Origin of the sequence: Microvirga soli (assembly GCF_016734765.1) — a bacterium.
Lineage (GTDB): Bacteria > Pseudomonadota > Alphaproteobacteria > Rhizobiales > Beijerinckiaceae > Microvirga > Microvirga soli.
This window is the reverse complement of the sequence record NZ_JAERQE010000001.1, coordinates 161,769-178,997: the sequence shown is the minus strand read 5'-3', so window position 1 is coordinate 178,997 and position 17,229 is coordinate 161,769. Positions and strand designations below refer to the sequence as shown.

Annotated in this window: 17 protein-coding genes; 8 read left to right on the top strand and 9 right to left on the bottom strand. The window is 64.8% G+C overall.

Translation table 11 applies throughout. The features are described from left to right. Positions 1-73: 73 nt before the first annotated feature. Together JKL45_RS00770 and JKL45_RS00765 are read left to right on the top strand one after the other, a co-directional pair. Positions 74-502, top strand: a complete 429-nt coding sequence (locus tag JKL45_RS00770; protein WP_201859204.1) for an Lrp/AsnC family transcriptional regulator — start codon at positions 74-76, stop codon at positions 500-502. Next, entirely contained in the window at positions 499-1,707 is a 1,209-nt protein-coding gene (locus tag JKL45_RS00765; protein ID WP_201859203.1) for an NAD(P)/FAD-dependent oxidoreductase, read from the top strand. The genes JKL45_RS00770 and JKL45_RS00765 overlap by 4 nt, the downstream gene beginning before the upstream one ends. Here JKL45_RS00765 and JKL45_RS00760 read toward each other — a convergent pair. Then, a complete protein-coding gene (locus JKL45_RS00760) occupies positions 1,704-2,426 on the bottom strand; it encodes a hypothetical protein (protein WP_201859202.1) in 723 nt (240 codons plus the stop codon). The genes JKL45_RS00765 and JKL45_RS00760 overlap by 4 nt on opposite strands. Positions 2,427-2,633: 207 nt before the next feature. On the opposite strand from JKL45_RS00760, the gene ugpB reads away from it, so the two are divergent. The 5 genes from ugpB (at position 2,634) to JKL45_RS00735 (ending at position 9,530) form a co-directional block, all read left to right on the top strand. Then, positions 2,634-3,941: a sn-glycerol-3-phosphate ABC transporter substrate-binding protein UgpB gene (gene ugpB / locus JKL45_RS00755; protein ID WP_376770993.1), complete on the top strand. Its 1,308-nt coding sequence runs from the start codon at positions 2,634-2,636 to the stop codon at positions 3,939-3,941. A 129-nt stretch (positions 3,942-4,070) separates the two neighbouring features. Then, positions 4,071-4,952: a sn-glycerol-3-phosphate ABC transporter permease UgpA gene (ugpA, locus tag JKL45_RS00750; protein ID WP_190846289.1), complete on the top strand. Its 882-nt coding sequence runs from the start codon at positions 4,071-4,073 to the stop codon at positions 4,950-4,952. After that, the gene (gene ugpE, locus JKL45_RS00745) at positions 4,952-5,797 is read left to right on the top strand and encodes a sn-glycerol-3-phosphate ABC transporter permease UgpE (protein ID WP_201859201.1); all 846 of its coding nucleotides are present in this window, start codon (positions 4,952-4,954) and stop codon (positions 5,795-5,797) included. Before ugpA ends, ugpE begins: the two co-directional genes overlap by 1 nt. 119 nt (positions 5,798-5,916) lie before the next feature. After that, complete coding sequence (locus JKL45_RS00740; protein WP_201859200.1) at positions 5,917-6,993, top strand: sn-glycerol-3-phosphate import ATP-binding protein UgpC; 1,077 nt, start codon at positions 5,917-5,919, stop codon at positions 6,991-6,993. Between the two features lie 905 nt (positions 6,994-7,898). After that, positions 7,899-9,530: an HAL/PAL/TAL family ammonia-lyase gene (locus JKL45_RS00735; RefSeq protein WP_201859199.1), complete on the top strand. Its 1,632-nt coding sequence runs from the start codon at positions 7,899-7,901 to the stop codon at positions 9,528-9,530. A gap of 50 nt (positions 9,531-9,580) precedes the next feature. Here the strand turns inward: JKL45_RS00735 and JKL45_RS00730 are convergent, their stop codons facing one another. After that, positions 9,581-9,886 carry a hypothetical protein gene (locus tag JKL45_RS00730; RefSeq protein WP_201859198.1) on the bottom strand — a complete coding sequence of 102 codons (306 nt, stop codon included), beginning with the start codon at positions 9,884-9,886 and terminating at the stop codon, positions 9,581-9,583. An 80-nt stretch (positions 9,887-9,966) separates the two neighbouring features. Between JKL45_RS00730 and JKL45_RS00725 the strand changes: the two genes are divergently transcribed. Then, positions 9,967-10,482 (top strand): GNAT family N-acetyltransferase, encoded by a 516-nt coding sequence (locus JKL45_RS00725; RefSeq protein ID WP_201859197.1) that lies wholly within the window; start codon positions 9,967-9,969, stop codon positions 10,480-10,482. Positions 10,483-10,485: 3 nt separating this feature from the next. Here JKL45_RS00725 and JKL45_RS00720 read toward each other — a convergent pair whose 3' ends face one another. The 7 genes from JKL45_RS00720 to JKL45_RS00690 form a co-directional block, all read right to left on the bottom strand. Then, positions 10,486-10,926 (bottom strand): GNAT family N-acetyltransferase, encoded by a 441-nt coding sequence (locus tag JKL45_RS00720; protein WP_201859196.1) that lies wholly within the window; start codon positions 10,924-10,926, stop codon positions 10,486-10,488. A gap of 10 nt (positions 10,927-10,936) precedes the next feature. After that, complete coding sequence (locus tag JKL45_RS00715; protein WP_201859195.1) at positions 10,937-12,175, bottom strand: allantoate amidohydrolase; 1,239 nt, start codon at positions 12,173-12,175, stop codon at positions 10,937-10,939. Positions 12,176-12,240: 65 nt separating this feature from the next. Continuing rightward, positions 12,241-13,284 carry an NAD(P)/FAD-dependent oxidoreductase gene (locus tag JKL45_RS00710; protein ID WP_201859194.1) on the bottom strand — a complete coding sequence of 348 codons (1,044 nt, stop codon included), beginning with the start codon at positions 13,282-13,284 and terminating at the stop codon, positions 12,241-12,243. 169 nt (positions 13,285-13,453) lie between these two features. After that, complete coding sequence (locus JKL45_RS00705) at positions 13,454-13,768, bottom strand: 2Fe-2S iron-sulfur cluster-binding protein (protein WP_201859193.1); 315 nt, start codon at positions 13,766-13,768, stop codon at positions 13,454-13,456. A gap of 119 nt (positions 13,769-13,887) precedes the next feature. Beyond that, the gene (locus JKL45_RS00700) at positions 13,888-14,601 is read right to left on the bottom strand and encodes an ABC transporter ATP-binding protein (protein WP_201859192.1); all 714 of its coding nucleotides are present in this window, start codon (positions 14,599-14,601) and stop codon (positions 13,888-13,890) included. Further along, the gene (locus tag JKL45_RS00695) at positions 14,598-15,374 is read right to left on the bottom strand and encodes an ABC transporter ATP-binding protein (RefSeq protein WP_201859191.1); all 777 of its coding nucleotides are present in this window, start codon (positions 15,372-15,374) and stop codon (positions 14,598-14,600) included. Before JKL45_RS00695 ends, JKL45_RS00700 begins: the two co-directional genes overlap by 4 nt. Continuing rightward, positions 15,371-17,227, bottom strand: coding sequence for an ABC transporter permease (locus tag JKL45_RS00690; protein ID WP_246498202.1), 1,857 nt, complete (start codon positions 17,225-17,227; stop codon positions 15,371-15,373). The genes JKL45_RS00695 and JKL45_RS00690 overlap by 4 nt, the downstream gene beginning before the upstream one ends. Positions 17,228-17,229: the final 2 nt, after the last annotated feature.

Here is a 17,229-nt window from a genome sequence, read left to right as displayed (position 1 = left end):
GCAAAGCGCCATAGACAGGCTGACGGAAAGCCGAGTAGCTTTCGGCGAAACGCCGTTATAAATGGTCATAGTGATGCTGGACGCCACGGATCGCGCCTTGATTGCCCTCCTGCGGGAGAATGCCCGCATCGGCCACGCGGAGGCGGCGCGGCGCCTCAATCTCTCGCGCACGACCGTGCAGGCGCGGGTCGAGAGCCTGGAGCGTCGCGGCGTGATCGTCGGCTATACCCTGCGGCTGGCCGAGGAGGTCACCAGCCGCATGGTGCGGGCGCATGTGACCATCGTGGTGGCGCCCAAGGCCTCGGGAGGCGTGGTCACCGCGCTTCAGCGCATGCCTGAATTGCGCGCGCTTCATTCGGTCGCGGGTGTTTTCGATCTCCTGGCGGTGGTAGAGGCTCAGGATGTTCCCTCCCTCGACGCCGCCATCGACAGGATCGGTGCGGTCGAAGGCGTGGAGCGCACCCAGTCCTCCATCATCCTCTCAACGAAGTTCGAACGATGACCCCAGCCACCTCCCTCTCAGCCGATGTCGTGATCGTCGGCGGCGCCGTCATGGGCTCGTCCGCGGCCTATCACCTGCTCGCGGATTCCGGCTTCAAGGGGCGCGTCATCGTCGTCGAGAAGGACCCGACCTATCAGCTCTCGGCCTCGGCGCTCTCAGCGGCCTCAATCCGGCAGCAATATTCCAGCGCGGTGAACATCCGCATTTCGCTTCACGGCATCCAGTTCCTGCGCAGCATCGGCGATCACCTGGCGGTCGATGGCGACCGGCCGGAGATCGGCCTGCGGGAGGGCGGCTATCTCTATTGCGCGTCGGACGCGGGCGAGCAGGTTCTGCGCGAGAACCAGGCGCTGCAGGCAGCAGAAGGCGCCGACATCCTTTTCCTGCAGCCCGATGAGCTGAAAAGCCGCTTCCCCTGGCTCAATGTCGAGGATCTCGCGGCCGGCACCTGGGGGCGCACGGGCGAGGGCTGGTTCGACGGCTGGGGCCTGCTCCAGGCCTTCCGCAAGAAGGCGCGCTCGCTCGGCGCGGAATACGTGAAGGGTGAGGTGGCCGAGATCGAACGGGACGGTGGCGCCGTCACGGCGGTGCGTCTGAAGGACGGAACGCGGATCGCCTGCGGCACGCTGGTGAACTGCGCCGGATCCGGCGGGCGGGCGATTGCCGCCATGGTGGGCCTCGACATTCCAGTGCAGGCCAAGCGCCGCTTCGTGTTCACCTTCGCCTGCAAGGAGCCGGTGGAGAACTGCCCGTTGCTCATCGACACGTCCGGTGCCTATGTGCGCCCGGAAGGCGAGGGGCACTTCATCTGCGGCGCCTCGCCGGAGGCCGACATGGATCAGGATTGGTCCGACGAGGATCCGGGATCCCAAGAGATCGACCATTCCTTCTTCGAGGAGTTCATCTGGCCGTCGCTCGCCCACCGCGTGCCGGCCTTCGAGGCGATCAGGCCGGGCCGCGCCTGGTCAGGCCCTTACGACATGTGCCTGCTCGACCACAACGCCATCATCGGCCAGGCGGGCGAGCTCAAGAACTTCTATCTCTGCAACGGCTTCTCGGGCCATGGCCTGCAGCAGGCCCCGGCCGTCGGCCGCGGGCTTGCCGAGTTGATCGTCCATCGCGGCTTCCGCACCCTCGACCTGTCGGAGCTCGGCTATGAGCGCGTGCTAGCCAACCGGCCTCTGCTGGAGCGGAATGTGATCTAGAGCCCTGTCTCGTCAGAGGTGCTGTAAGCCCAGATCCGGCCGCCGCGGTTCATGTGGCGCTGCATCAGGCCGGGCTGGTCGGCGGAGGGATGGGTGTCGACGGCAAGCTCGTTCACACCTTCCCGGTCGGCCCGTTCGTCGCTGCGGCGGGCCCCGGTGCCGATTGTCGAGCTGGAACCCTGGTTGTTTTGAGTGAACTCGTCCGTCCTCAGATCCGTGGTGCCGAGATCGTCCGCGCCTTCCGCCATCAGGCCCATGCCGGGCAGGGTGCTTGTGGTGGTCATGCCGCCGCTGGCACCCCCGGTGATCCCGGCGCCGAGCGGCGCACCCACATCGGCCCCGGCCTGATCGGAGCCATGCGAGGAGAGCCATTCCCGGCTGCTGCCGTCGAGATCGACAGGGTCGAACATCTCCAGCACCCGCACCGCCTCCTCGGCATTATCCCGGTCGACCCGGGCGGCGATCAGGGTATGGCCCCGGTGCAGGCCCTGCTCGAAGAGCCGCTTGTCGGCGTCCGGCAGGTTCAGGTCGTGCAGAGCCTCCACGGAATCGTCCCGGGCGGAGAGCGTCCGGAAGCCCGAGATCGAGGAGATCTCGCGGGCATCCTCGTTGCCGACGGCGACGATTCTGTGCTGGGCGATTCCCATCTCGAGCAGGGACTGGAGAGCCTGGCGGGCCTGGGCAGGATCCCTGAACAGAGCTGTGATCATCTGGGACATGGGGTTCTTCCGTTGAGTTACTCCCTCAACGAAGAGGTGCTTCGGCCTGTTCCCAAGATCGGCCATTAAGCCTTTTGTATGAAAGGGCTTCCATTTTGAAGCCGGCTATGATTGTCATGGTTTCGTCACAGAACCGTCATCCGGGCTTAACGCCAGGATGGTGAACGACAAGAACGTCCCAGACGGGATGATACGGGAGAGATTAGAATGATGAAGAAGTCGCTCCTCGGCGCCCTGGCCCTCGGCCTTGCGACGAGCACCTCCGCCTTCGCCCAGACGGAGATCCAGTGGTGGCACGCCATGACGGGCGCCAACAACGACGTCGTGAACAAGCTGGCTGAAGAGTTCAACGCTTCCCAGAAGGACTACAAGGTCGTCGTCAGCTACAAGGGCCAGTACGCCGACACCCTGAACGCCGGCATTGCCGCGTTCCGCGCGGGCAACGCTCCCCACATCCTGCAGGTTTTCGAAGTCGGAACGGCGACCATGATGGGCGCCCGCGGCGCGATCAAGCCGGTCCAGGAGATGATGAAGGAAGCGGGCGAGAAGTTCGACCCGAATGCCTACCTCCCGGCCATCACCGGCTACTATTCCACGGCCAAGGGTGAGATGCTCTCCATGCCGTTCAACTCCTCCTCGATGGTCATGTGGATCAACAAGGATGAGCTGAAGAAGGCTGGCGTCGCCGAGATCCCGAAGACCTGGCCTCAGGTATTCGAAGCCGGCAAGAAGCTGAAGGCTGCCGGTCACGACACCTGCGGCTTCTCGAACGCCTGGGCGTCCTGGGCCAATGTCGAGCAGTTCTCGGCCTGGCACAACATCCCGATGGCCACCAAGGCCAACGGCCTCGACGGCTTCGACACGGAGATGAAGTTCAACTCCCCGGCGCACGTGAAGCACCTGCAGAACCTCGTGGACCTGCAGAAGGACAAGACCTACGACTATTCGGGCCGCGACTCGAAGTCTGAGGGCCGCTTCACCTCCGGCGAATGCGCGATCTTCCTGACCTCCTCGGGCTTCTACGGCAACGTGAAGGCCAACGCGAAGTTCGATTGGGCCAATGCCCCGATGCCGTACTACCCGGACATCCAGGGCGCTCCGCAGAACTCCATCATCGGTGGCGCTTCCCTGTGGGTCATGGGCGGCAAGAAGGCCGACGAGTACAAGGGCGTGGCCAAGTTCTTCACCTTCCTGTCCGACACGGACCGTCAGGCGAAGCTGCACCAGGAATCGGGCTATCTCCCGATCACCAAGGCGGCCTACGAGAAGACCAAGGCTTCGGGCTTCTACGAGAAGAACCCCGCTCTCCAGATGGCGCTGATCGAGCTGACCAACAAGGAGCCGACCGAGAACTCCCGCGGTCTGCGCTTCGGCAACATGGTTCAGATCCGCGACGTGATCTCCGAGGAGATCGAGGCTGCTCTTGCCGGTCAGAAGCCCGCCAAGGACGCTCTCGACACGGCCGTGACCCGCTCCAACCAGATCCTGCGTCAGTTCGAGCGTACCGTTCGCTAAGCTGACCTGATACTCGCCACGAACTCATCCCGGGAAGCTTGAAGACGCTTCCCGGGATGATCTTATAGATCACCCTCGCAGACCGGTTGCCGCCGTCATCTGCCCCATCCTCGGACAGCCGCAAACGCGATGGAAAAACGAGCTCACATTTCAGGTTGGACGCTACCGCTCCTGCTGATTCTTCCGCAGATGGCGATCACCGTCATCTTCTTCTACTGGCCGGCCTCCCAGGCCATCTGGCAGTCATTCCTGCGGGAAGACGCCTTCGGCCTCGCATCCGAATTCGTCGGCTTCGAGAATTACGTCTCGTTGTTCGAACAGCCCGAGTATTACCGGGCGATGGTCACGACCGCGATCTTCTCGTCGCTCGTCGCCTTCTTCTCGCTTGCCTGCGCGCTGCTGCTGGCCACCCAGGCCGACAAGAACATTCGCGGCGGGCAAGCCTTCAAGACTTTTCTGATTTGGCCCTATGCGGTGGCTCCCGCCATCGCGGGCGTGCTGTGGCTCTTCATGTTCCATCCGACGCTCGGCACACTCTCGAAGCCGATCAAGGCGATCGGCATCGACTGGAACCCGATGCTGAATGCCAATCATGCCATGACGCTCCTGGTTCTCTCGGCCACCTGGAAGCAGATCAGCTACAACTTCCTGTTCTTCCTGGCGGGCCTGCAGGCGATCCCGAAGAGCGTGATCGAGGCGGCCGCCATCGATGGCGCCGGCCCCCTGCGCCGCTTCTGGACCGTGATCTTCCCGCTTCTGTCGCCCACCACGTTCTTCCTGCTCGTGGTCAACATCGTCTATGTGTTCTTCGACACCTTCGGCATCATCGATGCCGTGACGGGCGGCGGCCCTGCCGGGCAGACCACGACCCTTGTCTACAAGGTTTATGCGGACGGCCGTCTCGGCGGCGATCTCGGCGGCTCGGCCGCTCAGTCGGTGATCCTGATGATCATCGTGATCGCGCTCACGGCCATCCAGTTCCGTTATGTCGAGCGCAAGGTGCAGTACTGATGGTCGAGAATCGTCCCTTCGCCCAATTCATGGCCTACCTGACGCTCGCGCTTGGCGTCGTCATCGTGGCCTTTCCCGTCTATCTGGCCGTCATGGCGTCCACCTTCGACACGGCCACCATCATCAACGGCAACATGCCGCTGGTGCCCGGTGACCAGGCGGGTGAGAACTACACCCGAACGCTGCTCTACGGTGGCATGCATGCTCGCCAGCCCGTCGGCGGCATGATGCTCAACTCGATGATCATGGCGCTCGGGATCGCGATCGGAAAGATCCTGATCTCGATCCTCTCGGCCTTCGCGGTGGTGTATTTCAAGTTCCCGTTCCGCAAGACCGCGTTCTGGATCATCTTCATCACGCTGATGCTCCCGGTCGAGGTGCGCATCTACCCGACCTACAAGATCGTCGCGGATCTGGGGCTGCTCGATACCTATACGGGTCTCGTCATGCCGCTCATCGCGTCTGCCACAGGTACGCTGCTGTTCCGGCAGTTCTTCATGACGATCCCGGACGAGCTGCTTGAGGCGTCGAAGATCGACGGCGCGGGCGCGTTCCGCTTCTTCAAGGACACGCTGCTTCCGCTCTCCATGACGACGATCGCGGCGCTGTTCGTGATCCAGTTCATCTACGGCTGGAACCAGTATCTCTGGCCGTTGCTGATCACCACCAAGAGCTCGATGCAGACCATCGTCATCGGCATCAAGATGATGATCACCACCACGGATGCCTTGACCGAGTGGAATGTCGCGATGACCACCGCCGTGCTGGCCATGCTGCCGCCGGTGCTGGTGGTGATCTTCATGCAGAGGCTCTTCGTGAAGGGTCTCGTCGAAACGGAGAAGTGACGCGCGGATGCGCCCGGCCCTCGCGGTTCAACGACCGTGAGGGCTCCTTCTCAAAAAGCTTGAACGAATTTCGCCCGACGCCTTGAGCGGAGCGGGCCACGGTTAAAAGGAAGAGTACGATGGCAGGGGTGACGCTGGATACGGTCAGGAAGATCTACGCGGGCAATGTGGAAGCCGTGAAGGGTGTGTCGCTCGGCATCGAGGACGGCTCCTTCTGCGTGCTCGTCGGCCCGTCGGGCTGCGGCAAGTCCACGCTGCTGCGCATGATCGCCGGCCTTGAGACGATCTCCGGCGGCGAGGTGAAGATCGGCGACCGGGTGGTGAACCAGGTCGAGCCCGCCGACCGCGACATCGCCATGGTGTTCCAGAACTACGCGCTCTACCCGCACATGAGCGTCTACGACAACATGGCCTATGGTCTGAAGAACCGGAAGACGCCCAAGGACGAGATCGACAAGCGCGTGAAGGAAGCGGCCCGCATCCTCGCCATCGAGCCGTTCCTCGCCCGCAAGCCGCGCCAGCTCTCCGGCGGCCAGCGTCAGCGCGTCGCCATGGGCCGCGCCATCGTGCGCAAGCCCCAGGTGTTCCTCTTCGACGAGCCGCTCTCCAACCTCGACGCCAAGCTGCGCGTGCAGATGCGCGTGGAGATCAAGCGCCTGCAGCGCGCGCTCGGCGTCACGTCGATCTACGTGACGCACGATCAGGTCGAGGCGATGACGCTCTCCGACAAGCTGGTGGTGATGTCGGGCGGCCAGATCGAGCAGGTCGGCACGCCGGCCGAGGTGTACCGCCGTCCCGAGACGCGGTTCGTCGCCACCTTCATCGGCTCCCCGCCCATGAACATCCTGCCCGGCACCGTGGAAGGCCCCGGCCGCGTCTCCGTGGGCGGTCAGTCGATCGCCGTCACCGACATGCGCGACGGACTTACTCCGGGCTCCGCCATCGAGGTGGGTCTGCGCCCCGAGGACGTGCAGGCGGGCAGCACGGGAACGAGCTCGCTGTCCATGGATGTGGACTTCGTCGAGGAGCTCGGCGCCACCCAGCTCTTCCACGGCAAGGTTGCCGGCGCGGAGTTCATCGTCCAGGCCTCCACCGGCCAGCTTGCCGCGGACACGCGCAAGCTCACGCTGGCCGTCGATCCCGGAAACGTCCACCTCTTCGACCCGCAGACCACGAAGCGTCTGGGTCGCGCCTGATCGCGATTGCCCGGTTCGAAACATCGACCAAGGCCTCGGGCATGCCCGAGGCCTTTTTTGTTGTGCTCCCTCAGGTCTGCCACCCTCCACGTCATCCCCGGACTCGTTCCGGGGATCCACGTCTTTGCGACGGTTGAAGACGTGGATGGCCGGGACGATCCTGGCCATGACGGCGAGAGAGGCGTATGTTCTCACTTTGTTCTTGACAATTCTCCTAACCTCGGCTATATCGTGATGTAGACCTGCCTCTATCGAGGGGCGCGCTCGCGAGGCGTCGCAGTGTGGAGGCAGGCACGGTCCTGTGCAGAGGTTTCGCAGACCTGTGCGACAGGAGGCCCAGGCTTCATGCCGGTGGTCGGAATCGGTTCAAGGCCCCCGTCGAGCAGACGGACCCCGCCTGGAACGGTCACCGGGCCGGCCTCGCCTGACCGCCTAAAGAAGCCGTGCGCGAAGAGGCACCTCGGCTCTTCCTTTCACCACCCATCATCGAGCCGGGCTGCCTGTCGCGCCACCCTCGATCACCGCACAGGCTCGCAGCACAAAGCTGCGGGCCCACATGTGCTGGCTCTTTGACACCCCACCAGCGTCATCCCGGACGGCGGAGCCGATCCGGGATCGTGCGTAGGACGGAGCGCCCGAACCTCAACTGTCATCCCAGCGCAGGCGGGGATCCATAACCGCCAACGCCTCAAGGAGGGTGAGCAGCGTTGCGCCTCGTTCTGCACAGTCGTGGTTATGGATCCCGGGCTCTGCTGCGCAGCCCCGGGATGACAGTGCTGGGCTGGTTTGCCCGATCCCGGATCGCCTGCGGCGTCCGGGATGACGTCGGGAATATCGCCGTGAAGTGGCGGTTGCACCGGGCATGAACCCCCGGTATCCCTTTTGCTTCAACGTGAGGTACAGCGATGACGGTCAAGCTCGACGGGGCCACTCTCGGCATTCAGGACGTGGTGCGCGTGGCGCGCCGCGATGCTCAAGGGGCCTATGCTCAGGCAGCCCTGGCTCAGGAAGCCCGCGAGAGGATCGCCGCGACGCGCGATTACATCGACCGCACCTGGATGCATGACGACGCGCCGCTCATGTATGCCTTCAACACCGGCGTCGGCCTGTTCAAGGACCAGCGCGTCCTCATCAGCGACATGGCCGCCTACCAGCGCAAGACCGTCTATGCCCACGCCACCGGCGTTGGCGAGCCCTTCGCCGAGGATGTCACGCGCGCCATGATGCTGCTGCGCGCCAACGCTTTCGCATCCAACTATTCCGGCCCGCAGGTCGAACTGGTCGAGCGCCTCATTGCCTTCCTCAATGCAGGCCTGCATCCGGTGATCCCGCAGAAAGGGTCTGTCGGCGCCTCGGGCGATCTAGCGCCGCTGGCGCACATGGCCGGTGCCGTCTGCGGTTTCGACGAAGCCGACATGATCTATCAGGGCCGCGTCATGCCGGCCCGCGACGCCATTCGTCTCGCGGGCTTCGATCCGGATTTCGAGCTCGGCGCCAAGGATGCGTCCGCGCTCATCAACGGCTCCACCACCTCGCTCGCGCTCGGTGCTCTCGCAACCCACGACGCGCGCCGCCTGCTCAAGCACGCCGATATCGCCATGTGCCTGTCGCTGGAGGCCATGCGCGGCGAGCTGGCTGCCTTCGATCCGCGCGTGCACAAGGCGCGTCCGCATCCGGGCCAGGCCAAGGTCGCGCGCAATCTCTTGCGCATTCTGGACGGCACGAAGCGCTGCTCGCAATCGGCACGCGACATCGTCTTCCCGGACGAGCCGCGTCAGCCCGGCGGGCCTGCATCGCCGCGCGTGCAGGATGTCTACTCCCTGCGTTGCACGCCGCAGGTTCATGGGCCGGTGATCGAGGCGCTGGAATATGTGGAGCGCATCATCAGCACGGAAATGAACTCCGCCACCGACAACCCGCTCATCTTCGACGATGGGCAGGGCGGCTACGTGTCGATTTCGGGTGGCCACTTCCACGGGCAGTACATGGCGCAGGCCATGGATTTTCTCGCCATCGCCATGGCGGATCTCGGCACCATCTCCGAGCGGCGCCTCGCGCGCCTCATCGATCCTACCATGTCTTATGGGCTGCCGCGCAACCTGCTTGCCGGCAAGCGCGGGCTCAACACGGGCTTTGCCACCGTGCAGTGCTCCATGTCGGCGCTGGTGATGGAAAACCGCGGGCTCGCGACACCGGGCTCGGTCGATTCAATTCCCGGCAAGTCGAATGCTGAGGATCACATCTCCAACTCCACGTGGTGCGGGCGAAAGGCGCGCATCATCGTGGAGAACGTGGAGCAGATCGTGGCGGGCGAACTCCTGATGGCCGCCCAGGCGCTGACGCTGGTCGAGCCGCTTGCGGGTGATCACCCGCTGGGCAAGGGTTCTCGCGCCGCGATGGAAGCAATCCGCGCCGTCATCCAGCCAGCCCTCGACGGCGACCGCTGGTATGCCACCGAAATGCGTCAGGCCCTCGACCTTGTGCGCTCCGGCGTGGTTGTCGAGGCGGTTGAGAGCGCCATCGGCGAGCTGGAGTAAACGAAAAGGCCCGGGATCACCGGGCCTTTGATTGTTGGAGGCAATGCCGATCAGCGGCAGCGGCGAATGGTGCGGTAGATCACGCGTCCGCTCGGCGTAACGACGCGCTCGCGCACCGTGCGGCAACGGTCCACCCGGCCCTGCCAGGCAGGAACGCCGCAGCGGCGTACGGTGCGATAAACCACGCGGCCGTTGGGCTGCACGGTGCGAAAACGGCGGGTCACGCAGGCGACATTGTCCACAAGCGACGGCGCTTGGATCTGCTCGGGGCTGAAACGCGCATGAGCTTCCTGCGGAGCGGCGAGGAAGCCTGCACCGAGAGCGAGGGCGAAAGCGGGGAGAATGATGGCGCGCATGGTCCATTCCTTATGGTTCGAGGAGGGGCTGACGACAACGGCAGGTCTATGCCATGGTTCCTGAAGCCGGAATGAACCTCATGTTGTCACGCGTTACGATTCGCCCCGTCGAGATCTCGGATGGCGCCGAGCTGGTGACGGCCAATCTCGCCAGCATCGTGCTGCACGAGCCCTGGGTGTCGCCCTGCCGCGATCATCCGAGCTTTCTCGGCTATCTCGCCCGCTGCGACGGAGAGCGCTCCATCGGCTTCATTGCCCGCGAGTGGGAGAGCGGCCGGATCGTCGGCGTGGTGAACCTCAGCGAGATCGTGCGTGGCTATTTCCAGAGCGCCTATATGGGCTATTACGGCATGGCCGGCATGAACGGGCGCGGGCTGATGAGGGAGGCCGTGGGCCTCGTGGTCACGCATGCCTTCCACAGCCTCGGACTGCATCGGGTGGAGGCAAACATCCAGCCCGCCAACAAGCCCTCCCGCGCTCTCGTGCAGAGCCTGGGCTTCCGCCAGGAGGGCTTCTCGCCGCGCTATCTCAAGATCAACGGCGAGTGGCGCGATCACGAGCGCTGGGCGGTGCTGGCTGACGAGTGGAAAGGATGATGCTCAGGCGATGGTCGATAGCTTCTTCTGCAGGAAGAAGCGGTTGTTGCCTGCAGGATAATCCTTGAGCTCACCAAAGATCTGATAGCCCAGACGCTGGTAGAGCGGGAGCGCTTGCGGGTTGAGCGTGTCGAGCCAGGCCGCGTGACAGCCGCGCCGCTTCGCCTCGTCTTCCGCCATGGCGATGAGCCGTGTGGCGAGGCCCATGCCGCGCAATGCGTCGGGCACGAAGAGCAAGTTGATCGCGAGCCACCCGCCAGCCGTGCGGCCGCAGAGGCCTCCGACCGGCTCATGGGTCTCGGGATCGTGGATGGCGATGGCAAGATCCTGGCCTTGCGGATGGTCCGGGAACAGGGCCGCATTGAATCCACGGATGCCTTCGACAGCAACTTTCTGAAGCGCGGAGTCGTCATCGACGAACGCGATTGTGGGCGTCTGCGTCATCGCATGGATCTCACGCGGCGACCTGCTTCACCGCCGCGAGCAGAACGCGCGCAGCCGCATCCGCATCCTCGACCGTGATCGACTCCGCCGGGTTGTGGCTGATGCCGCCCTTGCAGCGTACGAAGAGCATGGCCGAGGGGCAGAGATTGGCCATGGCGACCGCATCGTGGCCTGCCCCGGAGGCGAGATGGAGCGGCTCGATGTTCAAGCCCCGCACGGCGGCCTCCAAAAGCTCGATCAGGCCCGTGTCCATGGGCGTGGCGGGCGAGTCCATGAACGGTTCGATGACGAGTTCGACATCGCGCCTTTGCGCCGCCGCCTGACACTCGGCCAGGATGTCCTGCACCATGGCCTCGCGCACCGCATCGTCCGGCGCTCTCGCATCGAGGGTGAAGTCGACCCGCGCGGGAATGACGTTGATTGCGCCGGGCTGCACCTGGGCGACGCCCACCGTCGCTACCGTATCGATGCGCGTGGAGCCGGCACGTTCCACGATCCCGATCATCTCGGCCACAGCCGCCAGCGCGTCGCGGCGCATGGTCATCGGCACGGTGCCCGCGTGTCCTGCCTCGCCGATCACGTAAGCGCGGGCCCGGGTGATTCCGTTGATGGCGGACACGATTCCGACAGAAAGATCTTTTGCCTCGAGCTGAGGGCCCTGCTCGATATGCACCTCGAGATACCCGCGGTAACGCGCCGGGTCGCGAGCGAGCGCCGCAGCACCGTTCGGATCTCCTCCGAAAGCAATCAGCGCGTCGCGCAAAGCAATGCCGTCCTGGTCCCGGCCGTCGAGCCATGCCGGGTTGAAGCGGCCGGCGAGCGCAGACGAGGTGGAGAGGTTGGTCGGGAAGCGAACGTTCTCCTCGTCGCCGAAGGCTACCACCTCGATGGGGCAGGAAGGCGTGATCCCCTGCCGGCGCAGAGCCTCGACCGCAGCGATGCCGAGCACCACGCCGAGATTGCCGTCATAGCGCCCGGCATCGACGACGGAATCGATGTGGGAGCCGATCAGAAGGGCGGGAGCGTCGGGGTCAGTTCCTTCGACGCGACCGACAACTGAGCCGAGCGCATCGATATGGGCATCGAGCCCGGCAGCCTGCATCAGGCCGAGCGTCGCTTCGGCGGCCTTGCGATGAGCGGGGGACAGATAAAGTCGCGTGATACGGCCGGGTTCGTCCGTGTGCTGGGCGAGTTCCTCGATCATCGCCATCACACGGCGGCCGAGGGTGAGATCGGTGGCGTTTGTCATAGGCCCGAGAGTTTCAGGAACCGGCCTGCTTCGCAAGGGGAAGCAAGCCGGTTGCGGAAGCATCGTTAGGCCGCGACGCCGAGCTTCTTCTGCAGGCTCGTGGACGAGGTCGTGTATTGGAACAGGAGCTTCTTCTCCGGATACACGTAGCGGTGCACTTTCTGCGCCGCCAGCGCGCCTTCATGGAAGCCGGAGAGGATGAGCTTCAGCTTGCCCGGATAGGTGTTGATGTCGCCGATGGCAAAGATGCCGGGAACGTTGGTCTCGAACTTCTCCGTATCGACCGGGACGAGGTTCTCGTGCAGGTTCAGGCCCCAATCGGCGATGGGCCCAAGCTTCATGGTGAGCCCGAAGAAGGGCAGCATCACGTCGCAATCGACCAAGTGCTCCGAGCCGTCGTCCTTGCGGATCACGGCGCCTTCCAGCACGTGATTGTCGCCCTTGATCGCGCTCACCTGTCCGAGGTGAAGGTCCATGTCTCCGGAGGCGACGAGCGAGCGCATCTTCTCGACCGTATGCGGTGCGGCGCGGAAGGCGTCACGGCGGTGGAGCAGGGTGAGGCGCTTGGCGATGGGCTGCAGGTTCACGGTCCAGTCGAGGGCGGAATCGCCGCCACCGACGATCAGCACCTTCTTGCCCCGGAACATCTCCATCTTGCGCACGGCATAGAACACGCTCGTGCCCTCGTAGGCTTCGATGTTGTCGATCGGGGGCTTCTTGGGCTGGAACGAGCCGCCGCCGGCCGCGATGATCACCGACTTGCACACGAACGTGGTGCCGTTCTCGGAGGTCCTGACCCGGAACAGGGGCGCCTCGGGCGTGCCGATGGATTCCAGGCTCTCCACCATCTCGTTGAGGTGGAAGGTGGGGTTGAACGGCTCGATCTGCGCCATCAGGTTGTCGACCAGCCCCTGGCCCGTCACCATCGGGAAGCCCGGGATGTCGTAGATCGGCTTCTCAGGGTAGAGCTCGGCGCATTGACCGCCCACTTTCGGCAGAATGTCGATGAGATGGCATTTGATGTCGAGGAGGCCCAGTTCGAACACCGCGAACAGGCCCACGGGCCCGGCACCGATGATGACGACGTCGGTTTCGATATGGTCGGTCATAAACAGGCTCCTTCGAGAGGCCGTTTCGAAAGCATGGCCTCTCCGTCTTGGCAATGTGGCAGGCGGAACAGATGAGGATCTAGCGGATCCTCATCTGTTCCGCAGGTCTCTTATTGACGCATTTTCGGGCGGCGAACCGGGATCCGCTTCGCCTGAAAATGCTTGGCGGTCAGTCGCCCGTAGGGGCCAGGGTGACTTCCAGGCCGTCGAGTTCGGGGGTCCACAGGATCTGGCAGGACAGGCGGGAACTCGGCTTCGTCACCACCGTGTCGAGCTGGTCCTCCTCCTCGTCCGTGGGAGGAAAGAGCTTGTCCATCCACTCCTCGGCCACGAAGACATGGCAGGTGGCGCATTCGCAGGCTCCGCCGCACAGGCCCTCGATGGGCAGGCCCCAATCCCTGATGATCTCCATGACCCGCCAGCCCTCGATGGCGTCGAGGGTGTGGCGCTGGCCGGCCCGGTCGGTCACATGGATGACGCCCATGAAGCGGGAATTCCTTCGTGTGGATTCTGGGATGGGGCGCAGGAGGGTGCGCCGATGGGCTGGATATCGGACTTTCGGTCCGCCCCGTCAATGGTTTAAGGGCCTCGTTTGTTTCCCGCTTAGACCCCCAGCGTCTCCGCCTGCAGGGCCTCGTTCGCCATGAGCTCGGCCATGGAGCCCTGGAAGCGGATCTCGCCGCGCTCGATCACGCAGGCCCGGTCGCTGATGCCGGCTGCAAAAGCCCAGTTCTGCTCGGAGAGCAGCACGGCCACCCCCTCCGCCTTCATGGCCCGGATCGCCTCGGCCATCATCTGGACGATCACCGGGGCGATGCCCTCGGAGGGCTCGTCGAGCAGGATCGCATCCGGGTTGCCCATGAGGGTGCGGGCGATGGCCAGCATCTGCTGCTCGCCGCCGGACATTTGGTTGCCCCGCCGAGTGCGCATCTCGGCCAAGTTGGGAAAGAGCCGGAACAGGCGCTCCGGGGTCCAGGGCGAGCGACCGGCGGGGGCCGGCCGGCGCCCCGTTTCCAGGTTTTCCTCGACGGTAAGATCCGTGAAGATGCGCCGGTCCTCGGGCACGTAGCCGAGGCCCAGCCGGGCGATCTTGTAGGTGGGCAGCCGAGCCAGCGATTGCCCTTTGAAGGTAGCCTGCCTGGCCGAGGCCGCGACCAGCCCCATGATCGCTTTCAGAGTAGTGGTCTTGCCTGCCCCGTTGCGGCCGACTAAGGCCATGACCTCTCCGGCCTGAAGCCGGAAGGTCAGGTCGAACAGCACCTGGGCGCGGCCGTAGAAAGCGCAGAGGTTCCAAACCTCGAGGAGCGGCGCGGTCATGCGGGGCTCACTCCTCTCAGGGGCTCCAGGGCGCGCGCGTCGCCAAGATAGGCGCGCTTCACCTGCTCGTCCTGCCGGACCTGGTCAGGCGTGCCTGCGGCGATGATTTGGCCGCGCAGGAGCACCAGCACCCGGGCCGCGTGGCCGAAGACCACGTCCATGTCGTGCTCGGTGAAGAGAACGCCGATGCCCTGGGCTTCGGCAATGGAGGCCGTGAGGTCCATCAGCGCTGCCCGCTCACGTGGCGCCATGCCGGCCGTGGGCTCGTCCATGAGGAGCAGCTTGGGCTGGCCGGCCAGCGCGATGGCGAGCTCCACCCGCTTCACGTCGCCATAGGCGAGAGCCGAACAAGGGGTATCCGCCGCCTCCGCCATGCCGACGCGCGAGAGCAGCTCGACGGCCTTGTCGCGGTGGCGTTCACTTGCCGGGCGCCAGAGGCCGTTGCTCTGCCGGTTGCAGCTGATCAGCGCCATCTGGACGTTCTCGGCAGCAGACATGGACAGGAAGGTCTGCGCCACCTGAAAGGTGCGTCCAACGCCACGGCGGAAGCGTTTTTGCGGCGAGGCGTGGGTGATGTCCTGCCCGTCGAGCAGCACTTGGCCGCGATCCGGGCGCAGCTGGCCACCGACCATGTTGAACACCGTGGATTTTCCGGCGCCATTGGGTCCAATAATCGCCAGCATTTCGCCGCGCGCCACCGTGAAGGTCACGTCGCGGGCCGCCACCACGCCGCCGAAGGATTTGTGCAGGCCGTTCACGGCAAGAAGCGTCATGCCCGCGCCCCCCACCAGTCACGGACGGTGCCGACGAGGCCGCGCGGGAAGATGAGCACCATGGCGATGATGCTCAGGCCCAGGAGCAGGCGCCAGAGCGACGTGAGCGGCATGATCCAATCGCGTAAGCCATGCAGGGCGGCGGCGCCCACAAGCGGCCCCACCACGGTCTGGATGCCGCCGAGCAACAGCATGGTGAGCGCGTCTACGGAGGTGGAGATGCCGAGCAGGCTCGGATCCACCGAGCCGCGGGAAAACGCATAGATGCCACCCGCAAGGCCTGCCGCGGCGCCGGCGATCATGAAGGCCAGCCAGCGATGCTGACGAACCTTCAGCCCGATGGCCTCGGCGCGGGCTTCCGAGTCGCGGGCAGCGCGCAAGGCATAGCCGAACGGCGCATCGATGATGCGCTTCAGGAGCAGAACCGTGATGAGGGTCAGCGCTGCGGTCAGCAGGTAATAGGGGATTGGCCCACTGGCCCAGGATGATGGCCAAACGCCGACGATGCCGTTATCTCCGCCGGTCACCTCGACCCATTGGAACGCGACCGCATAGAGGATCTGGGCTGCGGCCAACGTCATCATGGCGAGATAGATGCCCGACAGGCGCACCACGAACGCGCCGGCCAAGCCCGCGCCGAGGGCCGCGAGTGCAAGGCCGAGCGGCAGCGCCGCCTCCATCGAGACCCCGTACCATTTAACGGCAAGCGCCGCCCCATAGGCGCCGAGACCGAAGAAGGCCGCATGCCCGAAACTCACGATGCCACCGACGCCGATGAGCAACTGCAGGCTGAAGGCGAAGAGCGCGAAGATCAGGATCTCGGTGGCGACCTTTAGGAGATATGCATCTGCCACCAGCGGGAAGGCGGCAAGAACAGCGATCACGATCAGCAGGATGAGACCACGACCGGGCAGGGGAGAGCGACTGGCGATGCCCACCGCATGCGTTCCGCCGCCGATCTCGGCCCGTCCGAAGAAGCCATACGGCCGTATCGCCAGCACGACTGCCATGAGCAGGAAGACGACGACGAGGGTGCTCTTCGGGAAGATCAGGATGCCGAAGGCCTGCAACTGCCCGATGATGAGCGCCGCGAGAAAAGCACCCGGCACACTGCCCATGCCGCCGACCACCGTGACGACGAACGCCTCGGCGATGATGGACAGATCCATGCCCGTATTCGCCGAGACGCGCGGGATCTGGAGCGCGCCGCCGAGGCCCGCAAGGAAGGCGCCGAGAAACAGCGTACCTGTGAACAGCAGCGCCTGATTGACACCGAGCGATGCCACCATGTCGCGATCCTGCGTGGCGGCCCGCACCAGCACGCCGAAGCGGGTCTTGCGCAACAAAAGCCATACGAGCCCCAGCACGATGGGGCCGGCGGCGATCAAGACAAGTTCGTAGGATGGGAAGCGCCGTCCGAGGATTTCCACCGGCGCGCGCAAACCGGGAGCGCGCGGCCCGAGAATGTCCTGCGGGCCGAAGACCTGCACCACGAGATCCTGCACCACCAGCACCACGCCGAAGGTGGCCAGCAGCTGGAAGAGCTCCGGCGCGCCGTAGATGCGGCGCAGGAGAAGGACCTCGATGATCACGCCGATGAGACCGACGATGATGGCCGAGATGAGAATGCCGGCCCAGAAGGTGACGGGCCCGAAGGAGAGTTCGAGCAGCCGCGGCACCAGGGTCGCGGCCGTATAGGCACCGATCATGTAGAGCGAACCGTGCGCGAAGTTCACGATCCGTGTGACGCCGAAGACGATCGTCAGACCGCAGGCGGTGATGAAGAGCGAGGAGGCGCTGGACAGGCCGCTGAGGGCCTGAACAGCCAGGAAGGCGGGGTCCAGCGCCGGCAATG